Consider the following 26,505-nt stretch of genomic DNA (forward strand, 5'->3'; position numbering starts at 1 on the left):
GACGTGCTGGAACTCCCAACCGGCTTTGCCGCCTTGCACGACCACGTCGCAAAGCTTCTCCATCCGGCATGAGCGCACGATGCGTTCGTGAAGGTCCTGTAGACATGCTCGATCTGCGGGGGCCGAGCGGGCGACCTAAGCCTCAGCCGTCGAGTACACCCCATGCAGCGATGTCCTCCGTGCTGCTCGCGGCACCTTGCGCGCGCAGGTGAACACCTGCGCCTCCCCGCGCACCACCCCATGACGCAGCCCCGCAACGCCAGCGCTGCCGGGAACAGGTGGCGGTATCCGCGCATCGCCAAATTGTGCCCCTTTTTGTACCCCCTGACCCGTAGATTTCCGCCGTGATCTGTGGTTTACTCGTAGGGCATCGGTGGTTTAAACTCAGTTAAGACCCACCACGACGATCGTCGACCAGGGTCCCCTGCCGCCGTCGTCAGTCCGACGCTATGACCCACAGGAGGAACAGGCATGCTTGCCAGCCGCTCACCCAAACGCATCCGTCGCCGCTCTACCCTGTTCGCCGCACTCGCCCTGAGTGCTACGCTGCTGCTCTCCGCCCTGGTGCCGCAGAACGTTGCGCCGGCGCACGCCCGGCCCTTGTTCCGCATGCCGTTTCGCTGTGGACAAACCTGGATCGCCAGCACACGCAGCAATCACAACCCGCTCTACGCCGTTGATTTCAACCGCGACAATGACTTCGGCGATGCAGTGATCGCGAGTGCCGGTGGCACGATCTCCGTGATTCGCAACCTTGGCGATGAGAGCTATGGTCGCTATATGATCATCAACCACGGCGGCGGCTGGACCACGCTGTACGCCCACCTGTCCGAAACCTTTGGGAGCGTGGGCCAGTCCGTGTCGATGGGCACGCGCATCGGCTCGGTCGGGAACAGCGGCGGCAGCAGCGGCGCGCACCTGCACTACGAGCAGCGCTACAACAGCTCTGCCGTGAAGGCCATCTTAGGCAGCTACGAGGTCAAATATTTCGACGATTATCAGCCACTCACCAGCCATAACAGTTGCTAATCGGCCACATTGTGGCACCGCAGGACCTTCGGGCGCGCTTGGCCGCGCCCCCTGACTTCTGCAGATCGCCTCAGGGCTTCCGCCGGTTCGTGCGCTGCCGGTTCCGGAGGGTCCAGAACCGGCGTTCCGTGATCCACGACTACCAGCACTCCGCATCGGGCTGGCGCACAAAAGCGTATGTGCTGCGGAGCCTCGGACGCCGCGCGTGTGAGGAAACGGGCCTCGATCGGCGAGTCTACAAGCCGGACCAGCCGCACCATGCTGTCCATTGGTACGTCCCCTATCATTCGCGATCACGGCGGGTATGTCAGCAAACCAGCGGCCAAGCCAGGCGAGTCTTCTCTTCCTACCCTGCTCCTGCTTTCCCCAGGAACGTGGTAAGGCACGACGCAGGACGAAACACACGAGCACGGCACGGGGATGCAGCGGTAGCCCCTCGCAGCGGTGTTGCCAGCACCCAGGCTGGTCGCCGCTGAAGGAGCTACCGCCCCAGGATGATGTCTGAGTCGCCACGTGGCACATCCATGCACTACGATGGCACGAGAGGTGCCGAGCGGTTGCTTACCCCAAAATAATGTTATGTCAACCCCATGCGCGCCAGGTGATTACCTGCATCAACGATACATGTCACGACGCCCGGCGCGTGGCTGTGCGCTTCCGGCGCCTGAGTTTCGACATGACGCGCGCACATCAGTCGGGGTTCTCCTGCCGATGAACGCGGCATCCTTCCTCGTGTCACGGTGTCGTCTACCACGAACCGGCTAAATCGGCTGCACGACGCGCTCCTCCGGGAGCGGCTACATGATCGGTCGTGGCAACCGATCCTTCAGCGTAGCAATCTGCTCGTCTGATGCGACCAGTTGTTGGCGCAGGTGTCGGGGAAGGAAGCCCTGCTTCGCGTTTGGACTCGCCGTCGATTCGACCGACCAGCCTTCGCGCCCGAGCTGCTGCTCGTCCGTGGCGAATGCCTGCTGGTTGATGTATTCTCGAACCATCGTCGTCCTGCGCTGCATAATCATTCCCTCCAACGGATGGGATCATCCCACACCGTTGTTCCAAAGCGTACCTTATTAGCTGTATATACACATTGTATCATTTTGTATATACAAATTCAACCAATAATCAATGCATTTTACATTGATTTGTGTGGTATTATATATAGTAGTGTATATACACTATTGTTCTTGGAGAAGACTGAATGAAGATTACACGTCGATCGGATACGGGGAAAGGCGGGCATCTGCTGATCTCGGTTCCCGCCAACCGGATCGCCGAGGTTGAGGCGGCGCTCAACTTTCTTGAGGCACAGCGCCAGCAGCGGGGATCGCAGATCATCATTGACGTGATGCTTCGAGCGGCGAAGCGGAGCGGCTGGAAACCGGACTCTCAGGTGGACCCAGCGATGCCGAGGTCGTGACTCGTCGGCCTGCCCTCCGTCTCGCCGCGCTCCTATCGGAGAGGTAGGAGACGGGGAGGTTTGAGAACAACCATTATCGGCATCACTCGAACCGATGGTGTTCCCGGTAGCAGAGCTTGATCGAGGAAGGCGAACGTCGTCGCGAGGATGCGATTCCACTGGGTGCGGTACAGCCGCAGATCGGTCAGCGCCCGGTCGAGCACCTCGGCGGGCGATGAACCGCCAAACAGGATACAGAACGAGAGCCAGGGGAGCATTTCGCGCCCTGGGTCAGATCCAGGACCCATGCGGTGGTGGCATGATCGCAACGCGACGTGACGAGCAGCGGCTGCTTATCGTGCTGGCGGGGCCGACAGGCCAGACCCCGGCCACGCCACATACGGGAGCGAGCGATTGAAGCTGCGCTTGACGTGCGAATACGGGAGAAACAGGTCCTGCGCCGGATCGTACTTGAGCGTCTGAGCGGTGATCAACGAACCATACTGGACCGCTGTGACCGCTTCGGGTAGGTGCGTCAGCACGGTACCACCCGCCATCTCTGCGTGCAGCCACACATACACCGTGTTGAGCGGCGTCAACCACGCCGCCTGGTCCGCCGACACGGCGTGCGCGCTGATGGGGATCGCTGGAGTCGGGGAGCTATTGATGATCGCGGCTTGCGTGAGGCCAAAGATCAAGGCGGGATACTGGGTGAGCGGGACCTGATTCTCGACGTAGAACTGCCGCGCACCAACAGCCCCAGCGCAGGGAAGGGGACCATGGAACCGCGCATCGGCGGCGAAGGCGTAGGCATGCGCGGGGCGTACTGGATAGGGCTGCGATTGGGTCGGCATGAGCCGCGCCCCGTGAACGAGCCGCGTGGGGGCGGCATAAAGGCCGTAGGTGTCCGACCACGCTACGAGGTTGTCCGCGCGCGGCGTGAAACTTTGCCAGACGACCGTGGGATGGTGGGGATCGTTGACCGGCTTCGCGATGACGATCATACGGTTGGTGGCCTGGATCACGTGCAGATCGGCGGGATCAATAAGCAACTGGAGCGAACAGGTTGGCATGGGGGGTACTCCTATCACGAGCTAAAATGCGTGCTGGGTGTGGTTGCACCGAACGTAGGACCATTTCATCATAGAGCGACCGGCATGATGGATCGGTTTCCGGTAGCAAAAGCGGTAGAGCAGGTGATACAGGGACAAGCTCAGGTTGCAGCCGACGCGATCGGGGTCATCGAGGAGGTGCTGGCACGGGTGGCGTCGTCGGTTGCGACGCAAGGACCGCACGGCGACGATGCGACGGGACCAGGACGGGGCAGACCGGTACGCCTGCTCCTGGCGACCCTCACGATCGATGTCCTATCTGGTGCTCCCCTGGTCGGCGGCAGGAGGTCAGGCACCATCGTCTCGCGCCGCGTCGCAGCTCTGCGCTACAATAGCATGCAGCCCCACACGCCGACACGCGCTCGATCCAGAAACCAGCGGTCGTCCTGATAGACGCGCAGATCGGTGATGTGACTCCTTCCGAGCACCAGGGTGGCGCGGGTACCTCCCCGCAACCTGCTGACCGCCGCTCCCTCCAGGATGCTGGACTCTCGCCGACCAAGCATGTGCAGCATGGGGCGTGGACGTTTGAGCAGCGCTATGCGCGGCTTGATCCCAACGATCCGACGGATGCACTGGCGTAGACGCTCCTCGCCTATGTTGCCTGCTTCGCGCCGGGGGAGCCGGTGCCGCGCTGGTTAATGTACTCAAGGCTCAAGGGCAAGACACAGCCGCGCAGTACCACGCTGACGACCAGGACCGGGCGCGGCCTGCCACCCGCATGCTGTCGGGCGTTGCGACACTCCAGGTGCTCCGTTCAGGTGTCCCGGACATTCGCGGCCTGCCGATCCACCTGGCCCCCGGCTGTCAGGTCTTGGCGCTCGCGCAGGGTTTGGTGCTCGGCCATGCGTCTGCGCCGGGCATCGCGGATGCTGCCCTGCATTGGCTATGCGACAGACATCTAGACGAGTCGGGCAATCAGCGCGATCTTGATACCCAGGCGGCAGGAGCGTGCTCTTGGGGGGGGAGGTGAAACGGCATACGCTGCGGCTCAATGGGATGCTCCAGTTGAGCCGCAGCCGTCATCGAGGCAGGCGTGCGCCGGATTCAGGCCATATCGCAGGCTATGTCCATGACCCGAATCGGGCACATCCGTACCATCGGCTATCCGCGAGTCCGCGTCATGGATAGACCTCGAACTCGTTGACACGAACGTACTGTGGTTGGTTCGATGGTCCACGGCGACCAAGGATACGCACCAGCCGTGCCGTTGTCGGCGCAAAGGTATGTGTCACCGTGAGGGCGGTATTCCCGGTTCTAGAGTCGACCGTGACCCAGGTGCTGCCGTCCCACACCTGAATATCGTAATCCTGGATGGGATATCCTGAGCTTGTGTACATGACCACCCTCGAGAACGTCTTGGTCGTTCCGAAGTCGAGCTGCACCCACTGTGGGAGGTAGCCGTCGGGAGCGTACCTATCCGCATTAACCCAGCTATACGCGCCGCCCACCGTGGTCGTTCTTGACCCATCGTTGACCCGTGATGGAGCGTATCCATCGTAGGGATAGGTCGAAGATGCGGCAGCAATCGCCGAGCGCGCGAGGTTCTCATCGCCGCTACCACCCTCCCCGCCGACGCTACATACCATCCAGTCGACGGTCCCGGTGCCATACTGGATAAACGTGGACTCCTCGAATCCAACAACCGCAGCGCCCATGTCGTCGTATCTCTTCTCAATGATCGCTTTCACGCCGGCGGTGGCATCGATCTTCTGCAAGATCGTCGCGCTCAGACCCAGCGAGATCTCGACTTTCGGCCCACCATCGATTTCAACCCACTTGTAGGCCCAGTAGTTGCCCCACGTTGCCCGGTCCCAGGTGGTGATGAAGAGATCGGTCGTATACCAGTTGCGAATGGTCCTGCGCTTGATCTTGCCAAAATACGCATTCTTGAGCTCTGCCCCTCCGTTGCCGACGATGACAAGCCGTGGCTCCAGCTTGCCAGCCGTCCAATGTTCGACGGAGGAGGGACTTGGAACCTTGAATTTCTGGAGGTATTCCATCCCCTTGTTATTCCTAATTCCCGTCGGATTGCATGCGATGGCCTGGGTAGACGCTTGCGTGATGGACATCGTCGATGATGCCGTGCGCATCTCGTCCCGGTCCGTGTCGCTCGCCTGCGCATACGGGGTATCCGGATCGATACGCTCATTCACGGATAGCACCCAGACCTCATAGGTTTCTGTATAGGTTTCGTCGACCGGATCGGTCTTGGGACGAAGATTGCCCGTTGAGTCCACCTGATAGGCGGTCAGGTGCGTCTTGCTCAGATCCGTTTCATAGACGACCATCGACACGCCGGTGCTATCTGGGGCCACCTCCCCGAAGTTGGGAATGTAGATCTGCGGGTAATAGACGCTCCCGTTGACATCTTGGAACTGCGCAACTTGGGCTTTGAACGATTGCCAGTCTGGCGCGTTCGGGTCGACGATGCCTGCCTGTTCTGCTTCCTGGATGACCGTGCTGAGCAAGATATTGTCATCACCGTCGAACCTTCTCGCGATGCCGTTGTAGACCAGGTTGCGGAACTGGAGGTTCTGCGCATACGTGAGCACCGGCTGCATCGTCTGCTGGAGGCGGGCTTTGAGCAAGACATCGTCGGAGAGCGCATACTTCTGGTGGAGATAGCTGTTTGTTCTATTCCTGTCTGCCTCGATCAGGGCCGTTGGGTAGATCAGGATTTCGGCGATATCCCCGGTCATGAAGGACGACGAGTAGTAGGCACCGATTTGCGCCAGGGTCCAGGGACCGGACGTCGTCAACGTGTGCGAGGAGATCAGGCTCCCATCTCGATAGAAGGTGAGCGTAGCACCGTCGTAACGAACCATGAGAGCATGGTACACACGGGTATTGCCGATGGAACTCCTCGTTGTCGGCAGGTTATTGCCGCTGCCCACAACCAGCACCTGGCTGCCATTTTCCCAGCGGAGCTGGTTGTTTGGTGAAGAACCGCCCGGACCCAGGATCATACTGTATGTTTCGGTAGACTTGCTGTTCTTTCCAACAATGAAAATCGTGAAGGTTCGAGGGCTGACCGGAGTACTCAGCGTGAGCGACTGTGCGCCGTTGAAGCGGAGCACAGGCAGGTTATTGAGCGTATTCTCGATCAGGGCCGGCTGTCGCGACGTCGTGGTCATAGAGGCGTGATTTCCCGCGCCGCTCTGATCAGCCCAGGCTGATACCTTGCCAGCGCTGGCGGTTACGCCTGCGTCCGCTCGTAACCAGAGTTGCGCGCCGGGGGTCGGAGGAGCGATGACCTGAGGAGATTGCGACATTGATGAGGCCGCCTGCATCGGTTGGGCGGTTGGCACCATCGTGATCCCGGTGATCAGGGCCAAAAGCATCAGCACAGTCCGAGCGAGGGGGGGCAGCATGAAGGCAGTCTTTTTCATGGCGTTTGTCATCCTGTTTCTCATGATGTAGAACGATCCAGAGAGAACACAGCACCATACGGGCCTCATCTACTCCACGCTAAGCGAACGTTTCCTCCTTTCTCTGGTCTATGCGGGCGTGAACTGCGTGGCACGCCGCACGCGCACCAAACGCACGTACGCCGGTCGGTGCCACGACACACCGGCGCTGGACCAGGACGCGAGCACAGGGGAGCCTGGTGGTGCCGGTGTTTGTCAATCAGGCCATCCATCGACACACAAACGTCCTCAACGCCGACGATCCAGGGATCGTCCTCCAGGATAGGTGGATGTATTCCGCCAAGAACATCCGGCTGATCCCAGGGACATGGCATGAATCAATGCGATCTGACACCAGGCCCGCTTATTGAAATGCGACGAAGACGACCTGCGATGGGGGTATTAGAGCATACGGGGTGTCGCTACACAATTCCTTTGGGGTACAACGAGGGGACCAAAAAGGGGACCAAAACGAACGTGAGAAACCCTGGCGGCCTGAGATGGTATCTCGATACGGACACAGGGATCGCTGGGTGCAGCCGTCCCGCTGGTCTTGATACGGAGGGGCGTGTCGAAGACCCGCACCACCTGCACAGCGGCGATTCTGCATCGGGACGGGGCATGCCTGGGGGGACGCCCCGGGCCGGGTGCCCCTGCCACACGGGCATGGCACCCTCCCGGCCTGACGGCACGCTAGGAAGCGCCCTGTGCGGAATCGGTCGCTAAAGCTATCGCCACTGCTTGCTCCATGGTCAGCTGGTAGCCTTCTTCCCAGAGCTCGATAAAGGCTATGTGGCTCAGATGTTCTCGAGCTGCTGCCAGCTGTTCCGTGTAGAGCTGATAGCGGGTATGATCGGGGGATCGTCGTAGCCCACCTACCTTTTCCCGCTGGCGCGCCGCTGCTCCAAAAAGGCGGATGGCATATGCATGACGCCGACGCCGGGTAGCCGCTGCCGCTAATCCTTCCAGCGAGGCTACGATCTTCACAAGCTTATCAAGAGTCTGGGCTAGCTGCAGGCTCTCGGCGTACAGCGCATCCATGTGCTCATAGTCGTGTGCTGCAAACGCAAGATGCCCGAGGCTATGCAGCGTTTCAACGACCTTCTCAACCGCCCCGATCTCTTTCGCCAGGAGGAGGTTTTCAGACAGGTACTGCTGAGCCCATTTGTATTTTCCCAGGAAGAGATATGAATCACCAAGAACCAGCAGCGTGTGGGCCAGGAGATGTTTAAATCCGTATTCGTGCGCATAAGGCAAGATACGTTTGCTGCGCTGAATGGCGTTTTGATACTCGCCTCTGGCGAACGCCACGGTCGCTAGATTATTCTGGATGATATTGCTTGCCTGGATTTCGCCCACCTTTTGAGCCACGGTGAGGCTTTCACAAAACCAGTATTCTGCGCGCTGGTAGTCACCTAAAGCCTCGGCGGTAGTTCCAAGGGTATTCAGAATATGCACTAGATGGCGCGTATCGGGCAGCGAGCGCGCGAGCGCCAGAGCCTCCATGCTATAGTCGTACGCTTGCTGAAATTGCTCCTGCGACGTCACGCTGATCGCCAGGTTGTTCAGGGTAGTGACCATCCCCAGGTGATCCTTGAGGCTCTGATAGACCTGGAGGGATTCTGTGAGCAACGCATGGGCCGAGTCACGATCCCCCTGAGCGTGAGCAAGCACCCCGGCGCTGTTCAGGGCCTTGGCCCGAGGCCCTGTTCCTTCATGTGGTGTCCGATCCAATACCAGGCCCAGCAAGCGCCGTCCCTCATCGAAATACCCGCGCATCAACCAGAAGCGTCCCAGCGATCCTACGAGACGAAGGGCCATATCGGGAGCGTGGTCCAACGACCACGTGAGGACAGTGGAAAAGTTTGCCCGCTCGATCTCCAGGCGGTCTAGGCAGGATACCTGGTGTGGTCCTTTCAGTTCCGGCTCCAGTGTCTCGGCCAGCTGGAGATAGTAGGCTGCATGTCGCTGGTGGATGAGCGCCGCACTGGCATCCGCCGCAAGAATCGCCTCCGCGTATGTGCGGATCGTCGTCAACATGCTGATGCGTGGATGCCCATCTGGTCCTGGTGATTGTTGCACCAGATGCTTGTCGATAAGCGTGAAGAGCCCGTCACGGATATCGATGCTGCGATCTTCAGGATCTTCACAGATCGCGATAGCTGCCTCGGCGGTACATCCACCAACAAAGATGCTCAATCGCGCGAATAATCGCTGCGCTCCACGACCGAGCGTATCGTAGCTCCACGCAATGGTACGCGTGATGGTTTGCTGGCGTTCGGGTCGATCGTGCGCCGTATCGACCAGAAGCGCGAGCGGGCTACGGAGTTGAGCGAGGAGTGCCGGGAGTGAGACATGGGGCGCCCAGGCCGCTGCCAACTCGATGGCGAGAGGCAACCCATCCAAGTGCGTGCAGATGCCGACGACCGTAGTGACATTCTCTGGGAGCAGTGTGAAGTCTGGCTTGCGCTGCTGCACGCGCTCCACAAAGAGTGCTACCGCTGGGCTACGAGCGACATGGGTGATCGAAGGAAGGTGCGCCATATCTGGAACTGCCAGCGGTGCCACAGGAACCTGCCATTCGCTGCGTAAATGCAGAGCGGTGCGGGAAGTGACGAGAATCGACAGCCGCCGACAGTGGGCCAGGAGGGTGCCGATCAGGGGTGCCGCGTCGATAATTTGCTCGAAGTTGTCCAGGACCAACAGGTGCTGCTGCTCGCGTAGGGCCTCCAAGATCTGTTGGAGCGATGTTTGCCGGTTATCCCCTTGCAGTTGGAGCGCCTGCTTGATCGTTGATGGAACCAGGATGGGATCACTGATAGGCGCGAGATCCACAAACGTAACGCTGCTGGCGAAATATGGCACGAGATCTATCGCAGCCTGGAGGGCCAGATGTGTTTTCCCGACACCGGGAGGCCCAAGGAGAGTCATAAGGCGGACATCGGGGCGCTGCAACTGTCGGCAAATGTGTGCCAGTTCGTCCGCCCGTCCGATCAGCGCTGTAGGCGGTCGTGGGATCTGGGCCAGACATGTGCTCGATGCGGGAAGCTGCCCATGGTCTACCCCGCGCTGTGGGAGTAGTGGATCTCGCTGACCGGTACGCGCAAAGCGGTTCAGCGCTGCACGCTCCGCGGGCGGTACACAGAGGCAATCCAGTAAGCGGATCAGGGTTTGTTTGCCAGGGCGGCGCACATTCTGCTCAATGCGCTTGATCGTCTCGATGGCACAACCGACGCATGTGGCGAGTTCAGCTTGCGTTAGATCCAGCGCACGGCGCTGCTGCTTGAGCCACGCTCCAAAGCTGGTCTCCTCTTCCATTGGCAAATCCTCCACAAGATAGCACATAGCCCTATGGCGGTAGGTATGCTCATTTGAGCATTCGATACTGGTCGTGAGATGGTCTGCGAGGGTCGTCATCGCCAGCATGACCAGGCCAGGCCGAAGGCTACCGATCGACCATAGCCCATGCCCAGCGACCGAGCGCGCGGCGCGTTTTGGCGGTGGGGATCTGGTCAAGCGCCTGCGTTGGAACGTCAACCCACGTATGCTTACGAGCGATTGCCGAGCGATGCTCGAAGGAGGCGGGATCGATGGAACACTCGCTCCTGCGGTTTATGCTTCCTCGCTCATGGCCTACCGTGGCGGAGGTTCTCTCCTCAACCAGACCTGAGTTGAGCCTATTCCCGCCAGTCACACGGGCAATGGCGATGGTCGCTGGCATGCTGCTGGCTCCAGGGAGCAAACACGCACACAGGACGAGCGTAGCATCAAGGCGGCGGCAAGGTGTGAGCCAGGTCATACCTTTTCTCGTGCAGAAAGAGAAAGGGGGGCTGGGACAAGTATACCGATTCTATCGATACCTGCAAACTCATGAAGTGCGCTGGTAGGGCTACGTCAAAGTCGGGCTGGAACGGACCGATGAGCGCGAGGGGTCGATCGACGGACGCGCCATACGTCCGTACGGCAGGGGCCGACCTCGATCGTGGGGCATGCGCGGCGCGGTACCCACCAGCGGTAGCAGCTGACAGGTACGCTTTTGGGTGAAGCCGGTTTGCAGAAGCGCCATCGGTCGCGGCAACCCGGGATCTGGACATACGCTGCGGGTCGGTTTCTGGGAGGCACACCTGATGCCAGCGGTTGACCGGCCACTTCACCGCAGATCCGTGATGCCGCTGAGTCTGGTGCGTGGCATGAGAATCGCTATGCGTCCATCACCAGATCATCCATGTTGCGTTCTCGCCCCGTGCTGCACCGCAACCGCCTCCAGCGGCGCGACGAACGGACTGATCCTCGCATCATGGTTCAGCGCGTGGCATGAATGTTTATGCACATCAGCTCATACGAGGAAGGGTGGCCGACGTGCCGGAGGTATCGAATGCAAGCTCCTGAGTCGCAGATCCCTGATCGCCTCGACACACAGGCGCAGCTGCACCATTTTCTTACCTGGCTCATCGGGACGCTTGCCGGTTTTATCATCCTGGACATCGGCGCCATCGTGTTGTTCGGCGACGGATGGACGGCGCTGACGATGGCAGCTACGGCCCTCTTCATCGGAATCCTGTTCGTCGCGCGGCGCTGGATGAGCCAAGACCGACTAAAACCAGCCGTGTTGCTGATCGCGATCAGCGCCTGGATCATGGACATCGCCGGCATTCTGATCCAGCCCGCGTTTCTCTCCACGCTCGCCATCGCCCCGCTGCTCGTCATCGCCCTGGTCTTACCGTATGTCCACGGCACTACCCTCCGCTACCTGATGGTAGCCTGCTGGAGCGTGACCATCCTGATTGCGGCGCTGGGCGAAGTGATCGAGCGGCCAAGCCCGCTCCCGCTCTGGCTCTTGACCGTTCTGCGCCTCAGCTCGCTGGGTGCCGCCCTTGCGCTGATCCTGCTGCTCCTCTGGCAGTTTCGCACCAATCTGCTCGTGCTCGTGAGTCGCATGCATGATGCGTACACGGCGTTACAGGATCGCGAAACGCAGCTTCGGACGATCGTCACCAATGTGCCGGTCATTCTCTTCACCGTGGATGCGCAGGGTGCCTTTACCCTGGTGGAAGGCAAGTCACTCACCGCGCGCGGCTTCGACACAGAGTCGCTGGTTGGTCAGTCGATCGTGGATCGATATGCCGACGCATTTCCTGAAACGCTGGCGCTCTTCCGCCAGGCGCTCGCGGGAGAAACGGTGCAGTGGAGCGGGAAGCGGGACGATCGGCACTACGAGGTGTACCTGACGCCGCTGCCCGCAGCGCCTGGGCAGGGTCACGGGGTCATTGGGATAGCACTTGATAGTACCGAGCGAGTACGCGCGGAGCTGGCCCGCCAGGCGGCTGAGGCGCAGCTCCACACGGTGATCAACCATCTCCCCATCGTCTTCTACGCCGTGAATCGGCACGGCATCATTACCCTCGCCGAAGGCAAAGGACTGTATGCGTTCGGGTTGCAGCCTGGGCAGGTTGTGGGAAAGTCCGCGCTCGATCTGTTTCCCGACTCGTCGATGATCCAGGACGTTGCCCGCCGGGGGCTGGCTGGGGAGGCGTTCCAGACGGAGATCGAGGTAGCCAACCATGTGTTTGCCCTATGGATTACGCCGCAACATGATGAGTCGGCTGCGTTCGTCGGGTATCTCGGAATCGCCACCGACATCACCGAACAGAAACGCCTCACGGCCCAGATGCTGCACGTACAAAAGCTGGAAACCGTGGGACGCCTGGCCGGCGGCATCGCCCATGACTTCAACAACCTGCTCTCGGTCATGAGCGGGTGCGCCGCCCTTGCCCAGATGACTCTGCCACCCGATCATCCAGCCGTTGCGGATCTGGAGGAAATTCAGCGCGCGGTGGAGCGCGGGGCGAATCTCACCGGACGGCTGCTCACCTTTGCCCGCAAGCAGGTGACGCTGCCCGGCATGATTGATCTCAACAGCCAGATTGTTGGGGTGAGTCAGCTGCTCCGCCGGTTGGTCGGCAAGGAGATTGACGTAGTCACAGAGCTGGCGTCGGAGGTGAGGCCCGTCATCGCCGATTCGAGTCAGATGGACCAGGTATTGATGAACCTGGCGGTCAACGCGCGGGATGCCATGCCGGAGGGCGGCACCCTGACGATCACAACGTCCAATGTTACAGTTGAAGCGGGTGATGCGCTCCATAGCCTAGTGCCTCCGGGAGCGTATGTCCGCGTGGCGGTCCAGGATACCGGGTACGGGATCCCATCGGACGTGGTGGAGCATGTCTTTGAGCCATTCTTTACGACGAAACCACCAGGGCAGGGGACCGGCCTGGGCTTAGCAACCTGCTATGGCATTATCAAGCAGCATCACGGACACATCGGGCTGACCAGCCGCCTGGGGTACGGCACCACGGTCACGGTGTACCTTCCCGTGGCCCGCGACCACCACCCGGCGCAGGCGCACGCGCCGACGACAACCGGGCTGCCGTGTGGAACCGAAACGGTGCTGCTCGCCGAAGACGACGCAGCCGTGCGTGAGCTGATCGCAAAGGTGCTGACGGCGCAGGGCTACACCGTGCTGACCGCCGTTGACGGCGAGGAGGGGCTGGGGATAGCAGCAACCTATCCAGCGACGATTCATCTGGCGATTACCGATATGGAGATGCCCAAGCTGAGCGGTGCTGCGCTCGTCAAGCATCTGATGGAGATGCGGCCCACCAGCAAGATCATCGTGATGTCGGGGGATACAGTGACCGTGATCGATGAAATCGGGCTGGTGGACCAGGTTGCGGCGTTCTTGCAGAAGCCGGTGACGCCGGAGCAGTTGACGCACACGGTGCGCGCCGTTCTGGATGGCAACCTTGCCAGTGCGGCCTGGCGGGTCGGCAATCAGGACAGCGACAGCGCGAAGCGGAGCGCGCCGTGAACGCCGCCTGGCCGACGTATTCTCCGTGCCATCCGAGATCATTTCGGGGCTACGCTACCGCTCGATCGATGATCTCAAGGCCGCGGTCGATGATCGCCAGCCCTTCGCGCAGTTGCTCCTCAGTGATACAGAGCGGCGGGTTGATAAAGAATGTATTCCAACGCACAAAGGTAAACAGGCCGTTATGCCGCAGAAATGCGTTGAATTCCGGCATCGGGCCGAGCTCATCCGGGCCGGGATTGAACGGTATCAGCGGTTCGCGAGTGGCGCGGTTTTTGACCAGCTCGACGATACTGAACAGCCCAATCGACCGGACATCGCCCACCGAAGGATGCCGCTCCTTGTACTGGTGCAGCTCCGCTGCGAGCACCTGGCCCAGCACCCGCGCATTTTCGATCAGCCGGTCCTCCTGGTACACCTTGATACAGGCGATTGCCGCCGCACAGCCGACCGGATGCGCGTTGTAGGTAAGCCCAGCCGAGAGTGGCCGGTCCTCGAAGTACTCGGCGATCGTATCCGTGACGATCGTCGCGCCCAGCGGCACGTAGGCCGAGGTCAGCCCTTTGGCGACCGTCATAATATCAGGTGTGACGCCCCAGTGATCCACGGCAAACCATGCCCCGGTTCTGCCAAAGCCGCTCATAACCTCATCGCAAATCAGCAGAATACCGTACCGGGTACAAAGTTCGCGCAGGCCAGGCAAATACCCGTCGGGCGGAATGATCAGCCCATTCGTGCCGACGACTGGCTCGACGATGACCGCGGCGATCGTGTGGGGTCCTTCAAATCGGATCACATCCTCGATATGGTTGAGACAATCCAGCGTACAGGCCGGTCGATCACCGCACCAGCGGCAGCGATAGCGATCCGGGTCCATCACGCGAACAACTCCAGGAATGCCGGGCTCAGCGGCCCAGCGCCGAGGATCGCCAGTCAGCGTAATCGCGCCTGCCGTCGCCCCATGATACGAGCGGTAGCGCGCAATGATCTTGTGACGGCCCGTGACCATCCGCGCGATCTTGATGGCGTTCTCGTTGGCCTCGGCTCCGCCGTTTGTGAAAAAGGCTTTGCTGAGATTACCAGGCGTGATCTCTTGGAGCAGCCGACCCAGCTCAGCGCGCGCTGCGGTCGTCGCAGCCGTGGGCGCAACATAACAGAGCTTGTCGATCTGCGCCTTGATCGCGCTCAGCACGCGCTCGTCGCCATGACCGATGTTGACGCACATCAGCTGCGAGTTAAAATCCAGGTAGCGCGTGCCGTCAACATCCCAGACATAGATGCCCTTGGCTCGATCGATCACGAGCGGCTTGATCGCCCGCTGAGCGGTCCACTCGTACAGCGTGGTTTCACGCGAAAGGTCAAGGATGTCCTGCCGTGAACGGGTGCCTGGTGTCATACGCCAACTCCTTAGACCGGCAAGAACAGAAACCGATCCTTGCCTTTGCGTTATCGTACAGCGTATTATACTATCACGTCAGTTCGGAATGACGGTCGCCGTGCTGGAGCCTGTGCCGTCGCTGCAGGTGCGCACTGACGACGGAGCCGCATCGATTCTCCTGCCATTCGCCCACAACGTACACGTCAGGAATCTCCAGGCATGTGCGGTGCCGCCTTTACCGATGCGCCCAATCAGCGGCACGGTTCGATCGGGCACCGTGTGGTGGTGCCCGACCATCACTTCAGCGCGGACGCGCATGTGCATGTCTAGCGTCGCGGCCTGGACAGGCGGATGACGTTCCACGACAGAGGTGCCAGTGTGGCAGTCAGCCTGCCGTCCGAAAGCTCTGCATTGCCACGTGTGTGCGGCACGACCTCGTTTGGGCGCTCGATCGTGTTGGTTGCCAGCGGATCGGGATGCTCAAGCACGAGGTGTTCGACAACGCGATAGCCCATCGTGCCCCGCAGATCCCCCTCCAGGGGTAAGGCTCCTTCCTGGCCTCGGTTGACGGCAAAGATGCTCAGCTCCTCGCGCTCCTGGTCGAGGACCGCAACCGCATCGAGCAGGGGCACCGCGTCAAACTCCTTGTTTGCGTACGTCGGCGAGCTGACCTGGAGGTCGAGGACCGTGCCTCGCCCATACCGCGAGGCATGCAGGAAAGGATAGTAGATCGTCTGCCGCCAGGCCCCGCCGCCCGTGACGGTGCTAATGGGAGCGATCGTGTTCACGAGCTGCGCCATGCAGCCAATCTTGACGCGATCGGCGTGCCGCAGCAAGGTGATGAGCATAAGACCCACTACGAGCGCATCTTCGAGGGTGTATGGCCGCTCGAACAGCGGCGGCGCTACCTGCCACGGGTGATCCCGCATCATCTCTCGATCGATGGGGTTCTGATACCACACGTTCCACTCGTCGAAGGAGAGATAGAGCTGCTTCTTGAGCCGCTTCTTGGCCCGCACGAAGTCACAGATCGCAACCACACTCCGGATAAAGTCGTCCATCTCGATCGTTTGGGCGAGGAAGGTGCCCAGATCGTCGGTATTCCGGTAGTATTGATGGAGCGACAGGTACTCCACGTACTCATAGACATGGTCGAGGACCGTCGCCTCCCACTCGCCGAAGGTCGGCATCTGGGCGTGCGAGCTGCCACACGCCACCAGCTCGATCGACGAGTCGACCCACTTCATGGCGATGGCGGTCCGTGCTGCGTGCCTGCCATACTCATCGGCGGTTCGGTGGCCGAGCTGCCAGGGACCATCCATCTCATTGCCGAGGCACCATGTCTTAATCTTGTACGGCTCCCGGTGGCCGTTGGCAATCCGCATGTCGCTATACAGGCTGCCGCCCGGGTGGTTACAGTACTCGACCAGGCTGCGCGCGGTGTCGATGCCGCCGGTTCCGAGATTGACGGCGAGATTGACCTCCGTGCCGGCACGCCGCGCCCACGCACAGAACTCGTCCGTACCGACCTCGTTCGTCTCCAGGCTCCGCCAGGCGAGATCGAGCCGTCGCGGGCGCTGGTCGTTCGGCCCCACGCCGTCGCGCCAGTCATAGCCGGAGACAAAGTTACCGCCGGGATAGCGCACGATCGGGACGCGCAGCTCGCGGACAAGGTCAAGCACATCGCGCCGAAAGCCCATGTCGTCCGCTGTCGGGTGTCCGGGCTCGTAGATGCCGGTATACACCGCCCGGCCCAGGTGCTCGATGAACGAGCCGAACAAGCGTGGATCGACGACCCCGATCCGAAACTCAGGGTCCGCAATGATTCTGGCCGTCTCCATGACGTCACGCTTCCTTTCTATCCCACAACGAGTGCTCGCATCTCGTGCAGATCGTCGTCACGCACACCATCGCGCCTGCAACGCCCCGGCCCGAAGACCGGCCATCGAGCGCGCGGGGCGCAGGTCGCCTGTCCGTAACAGGCACGGTCCATCTCAGGTTTCAACGGCGTTGTTCGGCACCCAGCGCAACGTGTTGCCCGCCTGGACTCGCTGCCAGGATGGTGTCGCGCTTCGTGCGCAACTGATGGAGCAGCGTGTCGAACGAAGCCGTGAACGATCGCACCCCCTCCACCACCAGTCGGCGCTCCGTGATCTCCTGGAGATCGATGCCGACGTCCGCCAGCTCGCTCACCACCTGCTGCGCGTGCCCGATGTCCTCCTCGACGGTGGTCCCACGGACCACCCCGTGATCGGCAAACGCGAGCAGTGCGCTCTCCGGCACCGTGTTCACGGTATGGGGTCCGACCAGCTCCGCCACATACATCGTATCGGGGTAGGCCGGATTCTTCGTGCTGGTGCTGGCCCACAGCGGTCGTTGGAGGTTGGGACCTTTCGCTCGGAGCGCCTCCCAACGAGGATTGGGGATCTCCTGTCCAAAGACACGCTTGAACGCCTGATAGGCCAGCTTTGCGTTAGCGATGGCCGCCTTGCCCAAGAGCCCACGCAGCCGCGCCTGCTCGGTCGCATCGTCCGACGCCTGGATCTGCGCCGCAAGCTCGTTGTCGACCATCGTGTCGACGCGGCTGACGAAGAAGCTCGCGACGGAGTGAATCCGGTCGATTGGTTGACCCTCCGCGACCCGGCGCTCCAGCCCCTTGAGGTAGGCATCGATCACCTGCTCGTACACTGACACCGCAAAGAGCAGCGTGATGTTGATACTCAGCCCCTCAGAGATTAGCTGCTCGACGGCTGGAATACCTTCCTGGGTACCGGGGATTTTGACCATCAGATTGGGCCTGCCCACCGTACGCCATAGCCAGCGAGCTTCCGCCACGGTTTCCTGCGTGTCGTGGGCGAGCCATGGACTCACCTCGATGCTCACCTGTCCGTCGATGTGCTGCGTCGCTTCGTAGAGTGGCATCAGGACATCGCATGCGCGACGAATGTCGTCGGTCGCCAGCCGCTCATAGATCTCCGGCGCGCGCAGGCCCGACTCGCTCAGGGCACGAATGTCGTCATCGTAGTCCGCACTACCGCCAAAGGCTTTCTCGAAGATGGTCGGGTTGGAGGTCACGCCAACCACGGCGTAGTCATCGACCAGCTTCTGCAACTGGCCGGATGCGATCAGTCCCCGGCTGATGCTGTCGTACCAGATGCTCTGACCACGCTTGCGCAGATCGAACAATGGGTTTTTGGACATGATTGCCCCTCCACACGACGTTAGAGCGCTCGGTCGCGGCTGGATGGCACCAGCGTGCGAGGCGCGGCGACAACGGTTTCCGATGTCAAATCGTAGATCCAGCCCAGGCTCGAAAGCTTCAAGTGACCGGCCAGCGACGGCGTACAGGGTTGGCTGGCCGGGAAAGCTGCAGCGTTCCGGCAGCGAGCGTCGCCACCGGCTACAATCCTTTCGCCAGCGCATAGTACATATCGTTCCAGCGCAGCTCGTTCTTGAATGCCGAGATCCTGGTGTCCTGATCGATCAGCAGGAACTCGATACCGGCCATCGCCGCGAAGTCTTCGAGATGCTCGGCGGTCAATGCCAGGCTGAAGCCGGTATGATGCGCGCCGCCGGCGTAGATCCAGGCCGTCGCCGCAGTTTTCATGTCGGGCTGCGGCACCCACAGCGCGCGGGCCACCGGCAGCTTCGGCAGCGGCGCATCCTTGGGCACCACGTCTACGGCGTTGACGACCATGCGGAAGCGATTGCCCATATCCATGATCGAGGCGTTGACCGCCGCTCCCGTCTGCGAATCGAAGACCAGCCGGACGGGGTCGGCCTTGCCGCCGATCGACAGGGGATGGACCTCCAGCCGGGGCCGGTCGGCGGCGATCGTCGGGCAGACTTCGAGCATGTGGGAGCCGAGCACCTTGTGGCCGCTCGTCGCGAGGTGGTACGTATAGTCTTCCATAAAGGACGTGCCGCCCTCCAGCCCGGCGGCCAGCACCTTCATCGCCCGCACGAGCGCGACGGTCTTCCAGTCGCCCTCGCCGGCAAAGCCATAGTCGTCCGCCATCAGGCGCTGAACGGCGAGGCCCGGCAGCTGCGGCAGGCCATGCAGATCCTCAAACGTGTCAGTAAAGCCTTTGAACCTGCCGTCCCGCAGAAAATGCCGCAGCGCCGCCTCGATCCGCGCACCATCACGGAGCGACTGATGCCGATCACCGCCTGGGCGCAGCGGCTCCGCCACATCGTACGCTTCGAGATACTCGCCGATCAGGCGATCCACCTCGTCGTCGCCGACCTGGCTCATGACATCCACCAGATCGCCGATCCCGTAGCCGTTGACGCTATAGCCGAGCCGGATCTGCGCCTCGACTTTATCGCCTTCGGTCACGGCCACCTCGCGCATATTATCGCCGAAGCGGCAGAAGCGCGCGCCCTGCGCGTCGTGCCAGGCACACGCGGCGCGCGCCCAGACGCCGAGCTTGTGCTGCACATCGTCGTCTTGCCAGTGCCCGACGACCACCTTGCGCTCCAGGCGCATCCGGCTGCCGATGAAGCCAAACTCGCGGTCGCCGTGGGCCGACTGGTTCAGGTTCATGAAGTCCATGTCGATCTCGGCCCAGGGAAGGTCGCGGTTATATTGCGTATGCAGGTGCGCGAACGGCTTGTGCAGCGCGCGCAGCCCCGCGATCCACATCTTGGCCGGCGAGAACGTGTGCATCCAGGTGATCAGGCCGACACAGGTCGGCGCGGCGTTGGCCTCCAGGGCGAGCTGATAGATCTCGCCGGGTGTGGTCAGCACCGGCTTAAAGACGACCTGCACCGGCATGGCCGCCGCGTCGTTCAGCGCCCGCGCGATCACGCGCGAATGGTCGGCCACCTGCTCCAGCGTCTCCGGGCCGTACAAGTGCTGGCTGCCGGTGACAAGCCACACCTCGAATTGCTTGAGGTCGATCATGCTCAACTGCTCCTTTGCCCTACGTCATCGCTGACCGTAGACATGCATATACCGATCATGCAGTTTCGCGACAGCCTCAGCCGGAATCTCGTCGGGCGTGCCCAGTTGCAGCGCCAGCCAGACCGCCTTCGCAACGTCTTCGACCATCACCGCCGCCTTGACCGCCGCCGTAGCCGTCGGCCCGACCGTGAACACCCCGTGGTTCTTCAGCAGCACCGCCGCCGAGTCGCCGATGTGCGCGACCACCTGCTGGCCGATCTCCTCACCGCCGATCAGCGCAAAACCGGCGCAGGGGATCGGGCCGCCGAACTCATCGGCAATCGCGGTGAGATACACCGGGATCGGCTTGCCAAGTGCGGCAAAGGCGGTGGCATAGGCCGAGTGGGTATGCACCACGCCGTTGACATCGGGCCGTTGCCGGTAGATGTAGAGATGGCTGGCGGTGTCCGACGAGGGCTTGAGATGGCCCTCGACGATCTCGCCCTGGAGGTTGATCACGACATGATCCGCTGGGCGCAGGTCCGCGTAGAGCACACCACTGGGCTTGATCACCACCAGCCCGCTCTCCGGATCGCGCGCGCTGACATTGCCGCCGGTCCATTTCACCAGCCCGTTTTTTGGTAGCTCCAGGTGCAGCTTCCAAAGCTGTTCTTTGAGTTGTTCGAGCATATCACTTCCTCGCTTGCTGATCGTGGCTCTGCTCCCTCAGCGCATCCACGGCGGCGCGTTCGATGCTGAGTCCCTGCGTGTAGCGCTCCATGAACGCGGTAAAGCCGTCCACATCCGCCGGATTGGGCGCGATCGTCGTGCCGTGCTCTCCGGCAAAGACCGTATCGGCGAGATAGGTTTCCAGGGACTCATGGGGTGCCTTCTGGAGCATATAGGCGGCAAGCAGGGCAATGCCCCAGGCGCCGCCCTCGCCTGCCGTCTCCATAACAGAAACGGGGACCTTCATCGCCGCGGCCATGATCGTTTGCGCCACGGCCGGGGTCTTGAAGAAGCCGCCGTGACCGACCACCTGGTCGATCTGCACGTGCTCCTGGGTAAAGAGGATGTCCAGCCCGATCTTCAGTGCGCCGAGTGCCGCGAACAGATGCACGCGCATGAAGTTCGCCAGCGTGAAGCGGCTGTCCGGGGTGCGGACGAACAATGGACGACCCGCTTCAAGGTGCGTGATATGCTCGCCCGACACGTAGTTGTAGGCGAGCAGCCCGCCGCCATCCGCATCGCCGACGAGCGCCGTAGTGTACAGCAGGTCAAACAGCCTAGCCTCGCTCAGCTCCACCCCAAGCGCCTGCGTGAATTCCCCGAACAGGTCAACCCAGGCATTGAGATCGGATGTGCAGTTGTTGCTATGGACCATCGCGACCGGCTTGCCGGTGGGCGTTGTCACCAGGTCAATCTCGGGATAGACCTTCGACAGCGGTTTCTCTAACACGATCATGGCAAAAACGGAGGTTCCGGCGGAGACATTGCCCGTGCGCTCGGCCACGCTGTTGGTCGCGGCCATGCCGGTGCCCGCGTCGCCCTCTGGCGGGCAGAGCGGGATTCCCGCCCGCAGGTGGCCGGTGGGATCGAGCAATCGCGCGCCTTCCGCGGTCAGCGCGCCAGCGGCAGCGCCAGCGACAAGGACGTTCGGCAGGATGTCCTGGACTCTCCACACAATCTTTTCCGCCGTGAGGCGCTCGTTGAAGATCGCGATCATGCGCGCATCGTAATCGTTGATCGTGCTATCGATGGGGAACATGCCCGAAGCTTCGCCGACGCCCACCACCGTGTGCCCCGTCAGCTTCCAATGGACATAGCCAGCCAGCGTGGTCAGATAATGAATATCCCCGACGTGGGGCTCCTTGTTCATGATCGCCTGGTAGAGATGGGCAATGCTCCAGCGCTGCGGAACGTTGAATTGGAACAGCTCGGTGAGCTCTTCCGAAGCCGGTCCTGTCATGGTGTTGCGCCAAGTCCGAAACGGGACGAGGAGCGTCCCACGGCGATCGAATGCCATATAGCCATGCATCATAGCGCTGAAGCCGATGGCGCCGATGGCTGTGTGCGGGATGGGGATGGCATACCGCTCGCGGACCTCGGCGCTGAGCTTCCGGTAGCTTTCCTGCACGCCCGTCCAAACATCTTCGAGCTGGTAGGTCCAGACGCCGCTTTCGTATCGGTTTTCCCAGGCATAGCTTCCTGAAGCGATCGGCGTATGCTGCTCGTCGATCAGCACCGCTTTGATGCGCGTCGATCCCAGCTCGATGCCAAGTACGGTCGTGCCGCGCTCAAGTGCTCGTTGGGCATCGTTTCGATCCATGTTCGTCTCCAGCCTGCCTGAGCCTCGCTAGAACCGATGCTCAGGCCGTGGTAGTGCCTGCTCCTTGATGGTCATGGCGCACACGTTCGTCAGCGCGCTGCATGGGTGCGCCACGGCGGCAGGAAGCAGCGCGGCGTTCCATCCGCCGTGGTGGGCGGCATGCCATCGGGTTCCAGGCGAATGTCGGTGCCCGGCAGGCGGTCGTCGATCCCGCCGCTCGCGTAGCGATCCCGCGTGACGGGTTAGTCGGGTGGCTCAAGCTGCCAGTAGCTCCCAGGATGCATCGGGACGAGATGCTCCCCCATACCACCCAGTGCCGCCGGCGATGCCGTACCGCTCATGCCCGTGCCGGCCCCGATGCCGCCGAGCGCATTCGAGGGCTCGCCGAGGGCGGTGTTTGCACGCGATCCCGGTCGCCAGCGGATCGTGCGCGCGTGCTCCAGCTCGTCGACCAGCCTCCTGGCCTCACGAGCGGAAATGCGGAAATGCTGCCGGAGCGCGTCGACCATCTCATGGCGACCGTCGTCGTAGTCGGCCTCAAGCCGTGCGCCGAAGTGATCTTGCAGTACCGCCGCCGCCTCGGCCACGCCGATAGGAACTGCCATAGCCAGCCTCCTTGCGCAATGTTGCTCCTGCTTATGTCTGTGGCACAGCCCTGCTCCATCTCCGCTACCTCCCACGGAGCACCATCGTCGCAAGGGCATGCGGCGGCAGCTCCACGCGATAGGCGTTCCCGTCGCGCTGGACCGTGAGCGCCGCCGGGGCAACCCGGCTCGGATCGCGCGCGCTGTTCACCGCGCTGGGACGATCCGCCGTCAGAATCTCAGCGCTTGCCTGGCCGCTGCCGCCGACGATCCGCACGTCGGCAGGCTGATCCCAGTGGCGATTGATGATCGTCACGGCAACGCCGGTATCCTGCCGGGAGGCCGTGGCGCTCACGGCGGGCGACCCACCCGGCAGGCTGTCGCCCTGCGTTATGTCAACAGGAAGCGCGGTTGCGCCCAGGTGGGGCCGGTGCAGCCGCAGCACATGATACGTCGGCGTCAGCCACATCTCCGGTCCCTCGGTCATCACCACCGCCTGGAGCACGTTGACGATCTGCGCCAGGTTCGCCAGCGTCAGCACGCCGCATTGACGGTGGAAGCCCTCCAGCGCAACGCCTGCGGCCAGCGCGTCGCGCAGCGTGTTTGCCTGCTCGTAGGTGATCGGCGCGCGGCAGGCGACCTGGCCGCGCGGTCCCCACGGGCGCGCTTCGGGATGCCAGACGCCCCACTCGTCCAGCGCAATCCCGATGCGATGCTGCTTGCCCGGGCGCTGGTACGTAGCGGTGGCCTCCTGAATCGTCGCGGCGGTGCGCTGGACCAGGCGCTCGGTCTGCTCCGCCTCGTCCAGCAGGCGATAGTACTCCTCCTCGCTGAACTCGGTTTCAGGCCCGCCCGTGATCCAGTAATAGTGGATCGCGAGATGGTCGACCAGATCGATGTTCTTGCCCAGCGCTGCAAGCAGCCTGGCATTCCAGTCGGCCTCATGGCCCGAAGCAAAAAGGTTGGGGTCTTCGAGGCCGCAGGCAACCAGCTCGGTGTTCTCGTCGACATGCCGTAGCATCGTGGCGTAGCGCCGGTACTCGTGGGCGTAGCTGACGGCATCGTAGTTGCCGCCGCAGCCCCAGCTCTCGTTGCCGACACCCCAGAGCTTGACGCCGAATGGCGCGCGCGACCCATTGGCCGCGCGCTCGCGCGCCAGCGTCGTCCGCACCGCGCTGTTGCAGTACTCCACCCAGTCGCATAGCTCCTGCGGCGTGCCGCTGCCGACATTCCCCGCCAGATACGGCTCGGCACCCAGCAGCGTACACAGCCGTAGAAACTCGTGCGTCCCCAGGCTGTTGTCGTCTTCGACCTGGAGGCCGCAGGACATGCCGAGGCGAATCGGACGCTGCTCGGCGGGACCAATCCCGTCGCGCCAGTGGTAGTGGTCGGCGTAGCAGCCGCCCGGCCAGCGCAAGAGGGGGACCGGCAGCGCCCGCAGCGCGTCCAGCACGTCGGCGCGAAAGCCATCCTGGTGCGGGATTGCTCGCTCGCCGGGGCCGACCCACAGCCCCTCGTAGCAGCATCGTCCCAGATGCTCGGCGAAATGGCCGTAGAGCCGTGGTGAGATCGTTCCGATCGGCGCGTCGGCCCGAATCGTCAGGGTTGTTGCGTGCATGAGTCTCCTCGTCCTCTCCTCATCTTCCGCGTGATCCGGCAGCGGCGATCATCGCCGCGCGTGCCTTACCGCCCGCCCATCCCGGTCAGCGTGATCCCCGCGACGATGCGCCGCTGGAAGATCGCGTACAGGAGCAGCGGCGGCGTGGTTGCGAGCGCCGCCGCCGCCAGCGTGATCCCGCGCTGGACGTAGTTGCCGCCGCCCAGCACTTGCAGGCCGACCGGCAGCGTCAGCCGGGTGCGATCGCTCATCACCACCAGCGGCCATAACAGGTCGTTCCAGTTACCAAGGAAGGTGAAGATGCCCAGCGCCACCATCGCCGACTTGACCAGCGGCAAGGCAATCTGCCAGTAGATACGGAAGCGCCCCGCGCCGTCGACGATCGCGGCCTCCTCAAGCTCCTTCGGGATACTCAAGAAGTGCTGCCGCAGCAGGAACACGCCGAACACGTTCGCGCCATGCAGCCAGATCAGCGCGTTGTAGCTGTCGAGCCATCGAAGGTTCCGCATCAGCAAGAAATTCGGGATGAACGTCACCGCGCCAGGAACCATCAGGCTGGTGAGCAGGACGAAGAAAATAATATCCCGGCCTGGGAAGTGCAGCCGGGCGTAGCCATAGGCCGTCAGCGAGCACATAAAGAGCACAAGCGCCGTGACGGCGGTCGACACAAAGATGCTGTTGAGCAGCCAGCGGAAGACCGGCAAGGTGGGATCGCTCAAAATCCTGCGGAAGTTGTCGATCGTCGGATTCAGCGGAATCCACTGGATCGGCCACGTCATCTGCTCCGCCTCCGGCATAAACGCGCGCGTATACATGTACACGATCGGCATGAGCGTCAGGACCGAGCCGATGACCAGCCCGATGTAGAGCAGGGCGGTGCCCACGGAAAAGCGCTGTGGTCGGCTGAGCCCACGTGTCAACGCTGCCATTGCCTCTCTCCTTCTAGTCTGCTTCCTGGCGCAAGAGCCTGAACTGGATCAGTGTGACCACCACCATAATCAGCGCAAGGACCACCGCCATCGCTGAGGCGTAGCCCATGCGGAAGAACGACCACGCCGTCTGATACAGATAGAACATGACCGTCTTGGACTCGTTGCCCGGCCCGCCGCCGGTCATAATCAAGGACTGACCAAACATCTGCATCTGGCCGATGAACTGCGTGACGCCGACGAACAGCAGCGTCGGCTTGAGCAGCGGCAGCGTGATGCGGAAAAACGACTGGCGGGCGTTGGCACCGTCGATCTTGGCAGCCTCGTAGAGCGATTCGGGAATGCCTTGCAATCCCGCGAGGAACGTCAGCATCGGCACGCCGAACTGCCACCAGACCGTGGCAAGGGTCAGCGAGGGAATCACGAGCTGCGGATCGCCCAGCCAGTTGATGCGCGGCCCGTTGAACACGTCGGTGATGTAGTAGTTCAGGAGTCCCCGCTGCGGGTCGAAGGAGCGCTGCAACACCAGCGCCATCGCCGAAACCGACAGCAGCACAGGCAGGTAGAACAGCGTCCGAAAGAGGTGGCGGCCACGGACCTCTTGTTTGACGGCGACCGCGGCGGCAAGCGACACGACCATGATCGCCGCCATCGTGAGCAGCGCGAAATAGACCGTGTTGCCCAGCGTCTTCCACCACAGGGGATCGCTCCAGAGGCCGATGTAGTTATCGAAGCCGATCCATTGCTGCGTCCGCGCCATGATCTTCCAGTCGTAAAAGCTCATACGCAGGCCAAAGAAGATCGGCCAGAGCAGAAAGACCGAGAAGAAGATGAGATGCGGCAGGATAAACAGATAGTTCGGAAGCTGCTTGCGTAGCTCGCGTGTGCGCGGCGTACGCTCAACCTGCCGTGCCATGTCGCGCTGCGCCGGTGTCGAGGTAGCCATATCCGCTTCCTTTCACGATGG

18 protein-coding genes are annotated in these 26,505 nt (G+C 62.0%); 3 read left to right on the forward strand and 15 right to left on the reverse strand.

Going from position 1 to position 26,505, the window contains the following annotated elements:
* Positions 1-471: 471 nt before the first annotated feature.
* Complete coding sequence (locus VFZ66_21920; GenBank protein ID HEX6291858.1) at positions 472-1,029, forward strand: M23 family metallopeptidase; 558 nt, start codon at positions 472-474, stop codon at positions 1,027-1,029.
* A 797-nt stretch (positions 1,030-1,826) separates the two neighbouring features.
* Here VFZ66_21920 and VFZ66_21925 read toward each other — a convergent pair.
* Positions 1,827-2,048, reverse strand: a complete 222-nt coding sequence (locus VFZ66_21925; protein ID HEX6291859.1) for a hypothetical protein — start codon at positions 2,046-2,048, stop codon at positions 1,827-1,829.
* Between the two features lie 179 nt (positions 2,049-2,227).
* Between VFZ66_21925 and VFZ66_21930 the strand changes: the two genes are divergently transcribed.
* Positions 2,228-2,446 carry a hypothetical protein gene (locus VFZ66_21930; GenBank protein ID HEX6291860.1) on the forward strand — a complete coding sequence of 73 codons (219 nt, stop codon included), beginning with the start codon at positions 2,228-2,230 and terminating at the stop codon, positions 2,444-2,446.
* Positions 2,447-2,778: 332 nt separating this feature from the next.
* Here VFZ66_21930 and VFZ66_21935 read toward each other — a convergent pair whose 3' ends face one another.
* The 4 genes from VFZ66_21935 to VFZ66_21950 all read right to left on the reverse strand — a co-directional run bounded on the left by VFZ66_21935 (position 2,779) and on the right by VFZ66_21950 (position 10,373).
* Positions 2,779-3,498: a hypothetical protein gene (locus VFZ66_21935; GenBank protein ID HEX6291861.1), complete on the reverse strand. Its 720-nt coding sequence runs from the start codon at positions 3,496-3,498 to the stop codon at positions 2,779-2,781.
* A gap of 365 nt (positions 3,499-3,863) precedes the next feature.
* Positions 3,864-4,052: a hypothetical protein gene (locus tag VFZ66_21940; protein HEX6291862.1), complete on the reverse strand. Its 189-nt coding sequence runs from the start codon at positions 4,050-4,052 to the stop codon at positions 3,864-3,866.
* Positions 4,053-4,658: 606 nt separating this feature from the next.
* Positions 4,659-6,941 (reverse strand): discoidin domain-containing protein, encoded by a 2,283-nt coding sequence (locus VFZ66_21945; GenBank protein HEX6291863.1) that lies wholly within the window; start codon positions 6,939-6,941, stop codon positions 4,659-4,661.
* Between the two features lie 699 nt (positions 6,942-7,640).
* Complete coding sequence (locus tag VFZ66_21950) at positions 7,641-10,373, reverse strand: tetratricopeptide repeat protein (protein HEX6291864.1); 2,733 nt, start codon at positions 10,371-10,373, stop codon at positions 7,641-7,643.
* A 949-nt stretch (positions 10,374-11,322) separates the two neighbouring features.
* Here VFZ66_21950 and VFZ66_21955 point away from each other — a divergent pair.
* Entirely contained in the window at positions 11,323-13,815 is a 2,493-nt protein-coding gene (locus tag VFZ66_21955; GenBank protein HEX6291865.1) for an ATP-binding protein, read from the forward strand.
* A gap of 49 nt (positions 13,816-13,864) precedes the next feature.
* On the opposite strand, the gene VFZ66_21960 is transcribed toward VFZ66_21955, so the two are convergent.
* From VFZ66_21960 to VFZ66_22005, 10 genes are all read right to left on the reverse strand, one after another.
* Positions 13,865-15,211 (reverse strand): aminotransferase class III-fold pyridoxal phosphate-dependent enzyme, encoded by a 1,347-nt coding sequence (locus tag VFZ66_21960; protein HEX6291866.1) that lies wholly within the window; start codon positions 15,209-15,211, stop codon positions 13,865-13,867.
* A gap of 308 nt (positions 15,212-15,519) precedes the next feature.
* A complete protein-coding gene (locus VFZ66_21965) occupies positions 15,520-17,034 on the reverse strand; it encodes an alpha-N-arabinofuranosidase (GenBank protein HEX6291867.1) in 1,515 nt (504 codons plus the stop codon).
* A gap of 160 nt (positions 17,035-17,194) precedes the next feature.
* Positions 17,195-18,394, reverse strand: a complete 1,200-nt coding sequence (gene tal, locus VFZ66_21970; protein ID HEX6291868.1) for a transaldolase — start codon at positions 18,392-18,394, stop codon at positions 17,195-17,197.
* Between the two features lie 199 nt (positions 18,395-18,593).
* A complete protein-coding gene (gene araA / locus VFZ66_21975) occupies positions 18,594-20,099 on the reverse strand; it encodes an L-arabinose isomerase (protein HEX6291869.1) in 1,506 nt (501 codons plus the stop codon).
* Between the two features lie 24 nt (positions 20,100-20,123).
* Complete coding sequence (locus VFZ66_21980) at positions 20,124-20,768, reverse strand: L-ribulose-5-phosphate 4-epimerase (protein ID HEX6291870.1); 645 nt, start codon at positions 20,766-20,768, stop codon at positions 20,124-20,126.
* 1 nt (position 20,769) lies between these two features.
* Positions 20,770-22,407 carry an FGGY-family carbohydrate kinase gene (locus tag VFZ66_21985; protein ID HEX6291871.1) on the reverse strand — a complete coding sequence of 546 codons (1,638 nt, stop codon included), beginning with the start codon at positions 22,405-22,407 and terminating at the stop codon, positions 20,770-20,772.
* 242 nt (positions 22,408-22,649) lie between these two features.
* On the reverse strand, positions 22,650-23,012 hold the full coding sequence (locus tag VFZ66_21990) for a hypothetical protein (GenBank protein ID HEX6291872.1): 363 nt from the start codon (positions 23,010-23,012) through the stop codon (positions 22,650-22,652).
* A gap of 64 nt (positions 23,013-23,076) precedes the next feature.
* Positions 23,077-24,609 (reverse strand): alpha-L-arabinofuranosidase C-terminal domain-containing protein, encoded by a 1,533-nt coding sequence (locus tag VFZ66_21995; protein HEX6291873.1) that lies wholly within the window; start codon positions 24,607-24,609, stop codon positions 23,077-23,079.
* Positions 24,610-24,674: 65 nt separating this feature from the next.
* The gene (locus VFZ66_22000) at positions 24,675-25,538 is read right to left on the reverse strand and encodes a carbohydrate ABC transporter permease (GenBank protein ID HEX6291874.1); all 864 of its coding nucleotides are present in this window, start codon (positions 25,536-25,538) and stop codon (positions 24,675-24,677) included.
* 13 nt (positions 25,539-25,551) lie between these two features.
* The gene (locus tag VFZ66_22005) at positions 25,552-26,484 is read right to left on the reverse strand and encodes a sugar ABC transporter permease (GenBank protein HEX6291875.1); all 933 of its coding nucleotides are present in this window, start codon (positions 26,482-26,484) and stop codon (positions 25,552-25,554) included.
* Positions 26,485-26,505 lie beyond the last annotated feature (21 nt).

Source organism: Herpetosiphonaceae bacterium (genome assembly GCA_036374795.1).
In the GTDB taxonomy this organism is placed as follows: domain Bacteria; phylum Chloroflexota; class Chloroflexia; order Chloroflexales; family Kallotenuaceae; genus LB3-1.

Coding starts and splice junctions, on each gene's coding strand:
- VFZ66_21960 (HEX6291866.1), bottom strand. CDS start 15,211: ATGACACCAGGCACCCGTTCACGGCAGGACATCCTTGACCTTTCGCGT.
- VFZ66_21935 (HEX6291861.1), bottom strand. CDS start 3,498: ATGCCAACCTGTTCGCTCCAGTTGCTTATTGATCCCGCCGATCTGCAC.
- VFZ66_21980 (HEX6291870.1), bottom strand. CDS start 20,768: ATGCTCGAACAACTCAAAGAACAGCTTTGGAAGCTGCACCTGGAGCTA.
- VFZ66_21940 (HEX6291862.1), bottom strand. CDS start 4,052: ATGCTGCACATGCTTGGTCGGCGAGAGTCCAGCATCCTGGAGGGAGCG.
- VFZ66_22005 (HEX6291875.1), bottom strand. CDS start 26,484: ATGGCTACCTCGACACCGGCGCAGCGCGACATGGCACGGCAGGTTGAG.
- VFZ66_21965 (HEX6291867.1), bottom strand. CDS start 17,034: ATGGAGACGGCCAGAATCATTGCGGACCCTGAGTTTCGGATCGGGGTC.
- VFZ66_21985 (HEX6291871.1), bottom strand. CDS start 22,407: ATGGATCGAAACGATGCCCAACGAGCACTTGAGCGCGGCACGACCGTA.
- tal (HEX6291868.1), bottom strand. CDS start 18,394: ATGTCCAAAAACCCATTGTTCGATCTGCGCAAGCGTGGTCAGAGCATC.
- VFZ66_21945 (HEX6291863.1), bottom strand. CDS start 6,941: ATGACAAACGCCATGAAAAAGACTGCCTTCATGCTGCCCCCCCTCGCT.
- VFZ66_21955 (HEX6291865.1), top strand. CDS start 11,323: ATGCAAGCTCCTGAGTCGCAGATCCCTGATCGCCTCGACACACAGGCG.
- VFZ66_21925 (HEX6291859.1), bottom strand. CDS start 2,048: ATGATTATGCAGCGCAGGACGACGATGGTTCGAGAATACATCAACCAG.
- VFZ66_22000 (HEX6291874.1), bottom strand. CDS start 25,538: ATGGCAGCGTTGACACGTGGGCTCAGCCGACCACAGCGCTTTTCCGTG.
- VFZ66_21995 (HEX6291873.1), bottom strand. CDS start 24,609: ATGCACGCAACAACCCTGACGATTCGGGCCGACGCGCCGATCGGAACG.
- araA (HEX6291869.1), bottom strand. CDS start 20,099: ATGATCGACCTCAAGCAATTCGAGGTGTGGCTTGTCACCGGCAGCCAG.
- VFZ66_21950 (HEX6291864.1), bottom strand. CDS start 10,373: ATGCTGGCGATGACGACCCTCGCAGACCATCTCACGACCAGTATCGAA.
- VFZ66_21920 (HEX6291858.1), top strand. CDS start 472: ATGCTTGCCAGCCGCTCACCCAAACGCATCCGTCGCCGCTCTACCCTG.
- VFZ66_21990 (HEX6291872.1), bottom strand. CDS start 23,012: ATGGCAGTTCCTATCGGCGTGGCCGAGGCGGCGGCGGTACTGCAAGAT.
- VFZ66_21930 (HEX6291860.1), top strand. CDS start 2,228: ATGAAGATTACACGTCGATCGGATACGGGGAAAGGCGGGCATCTGCTG.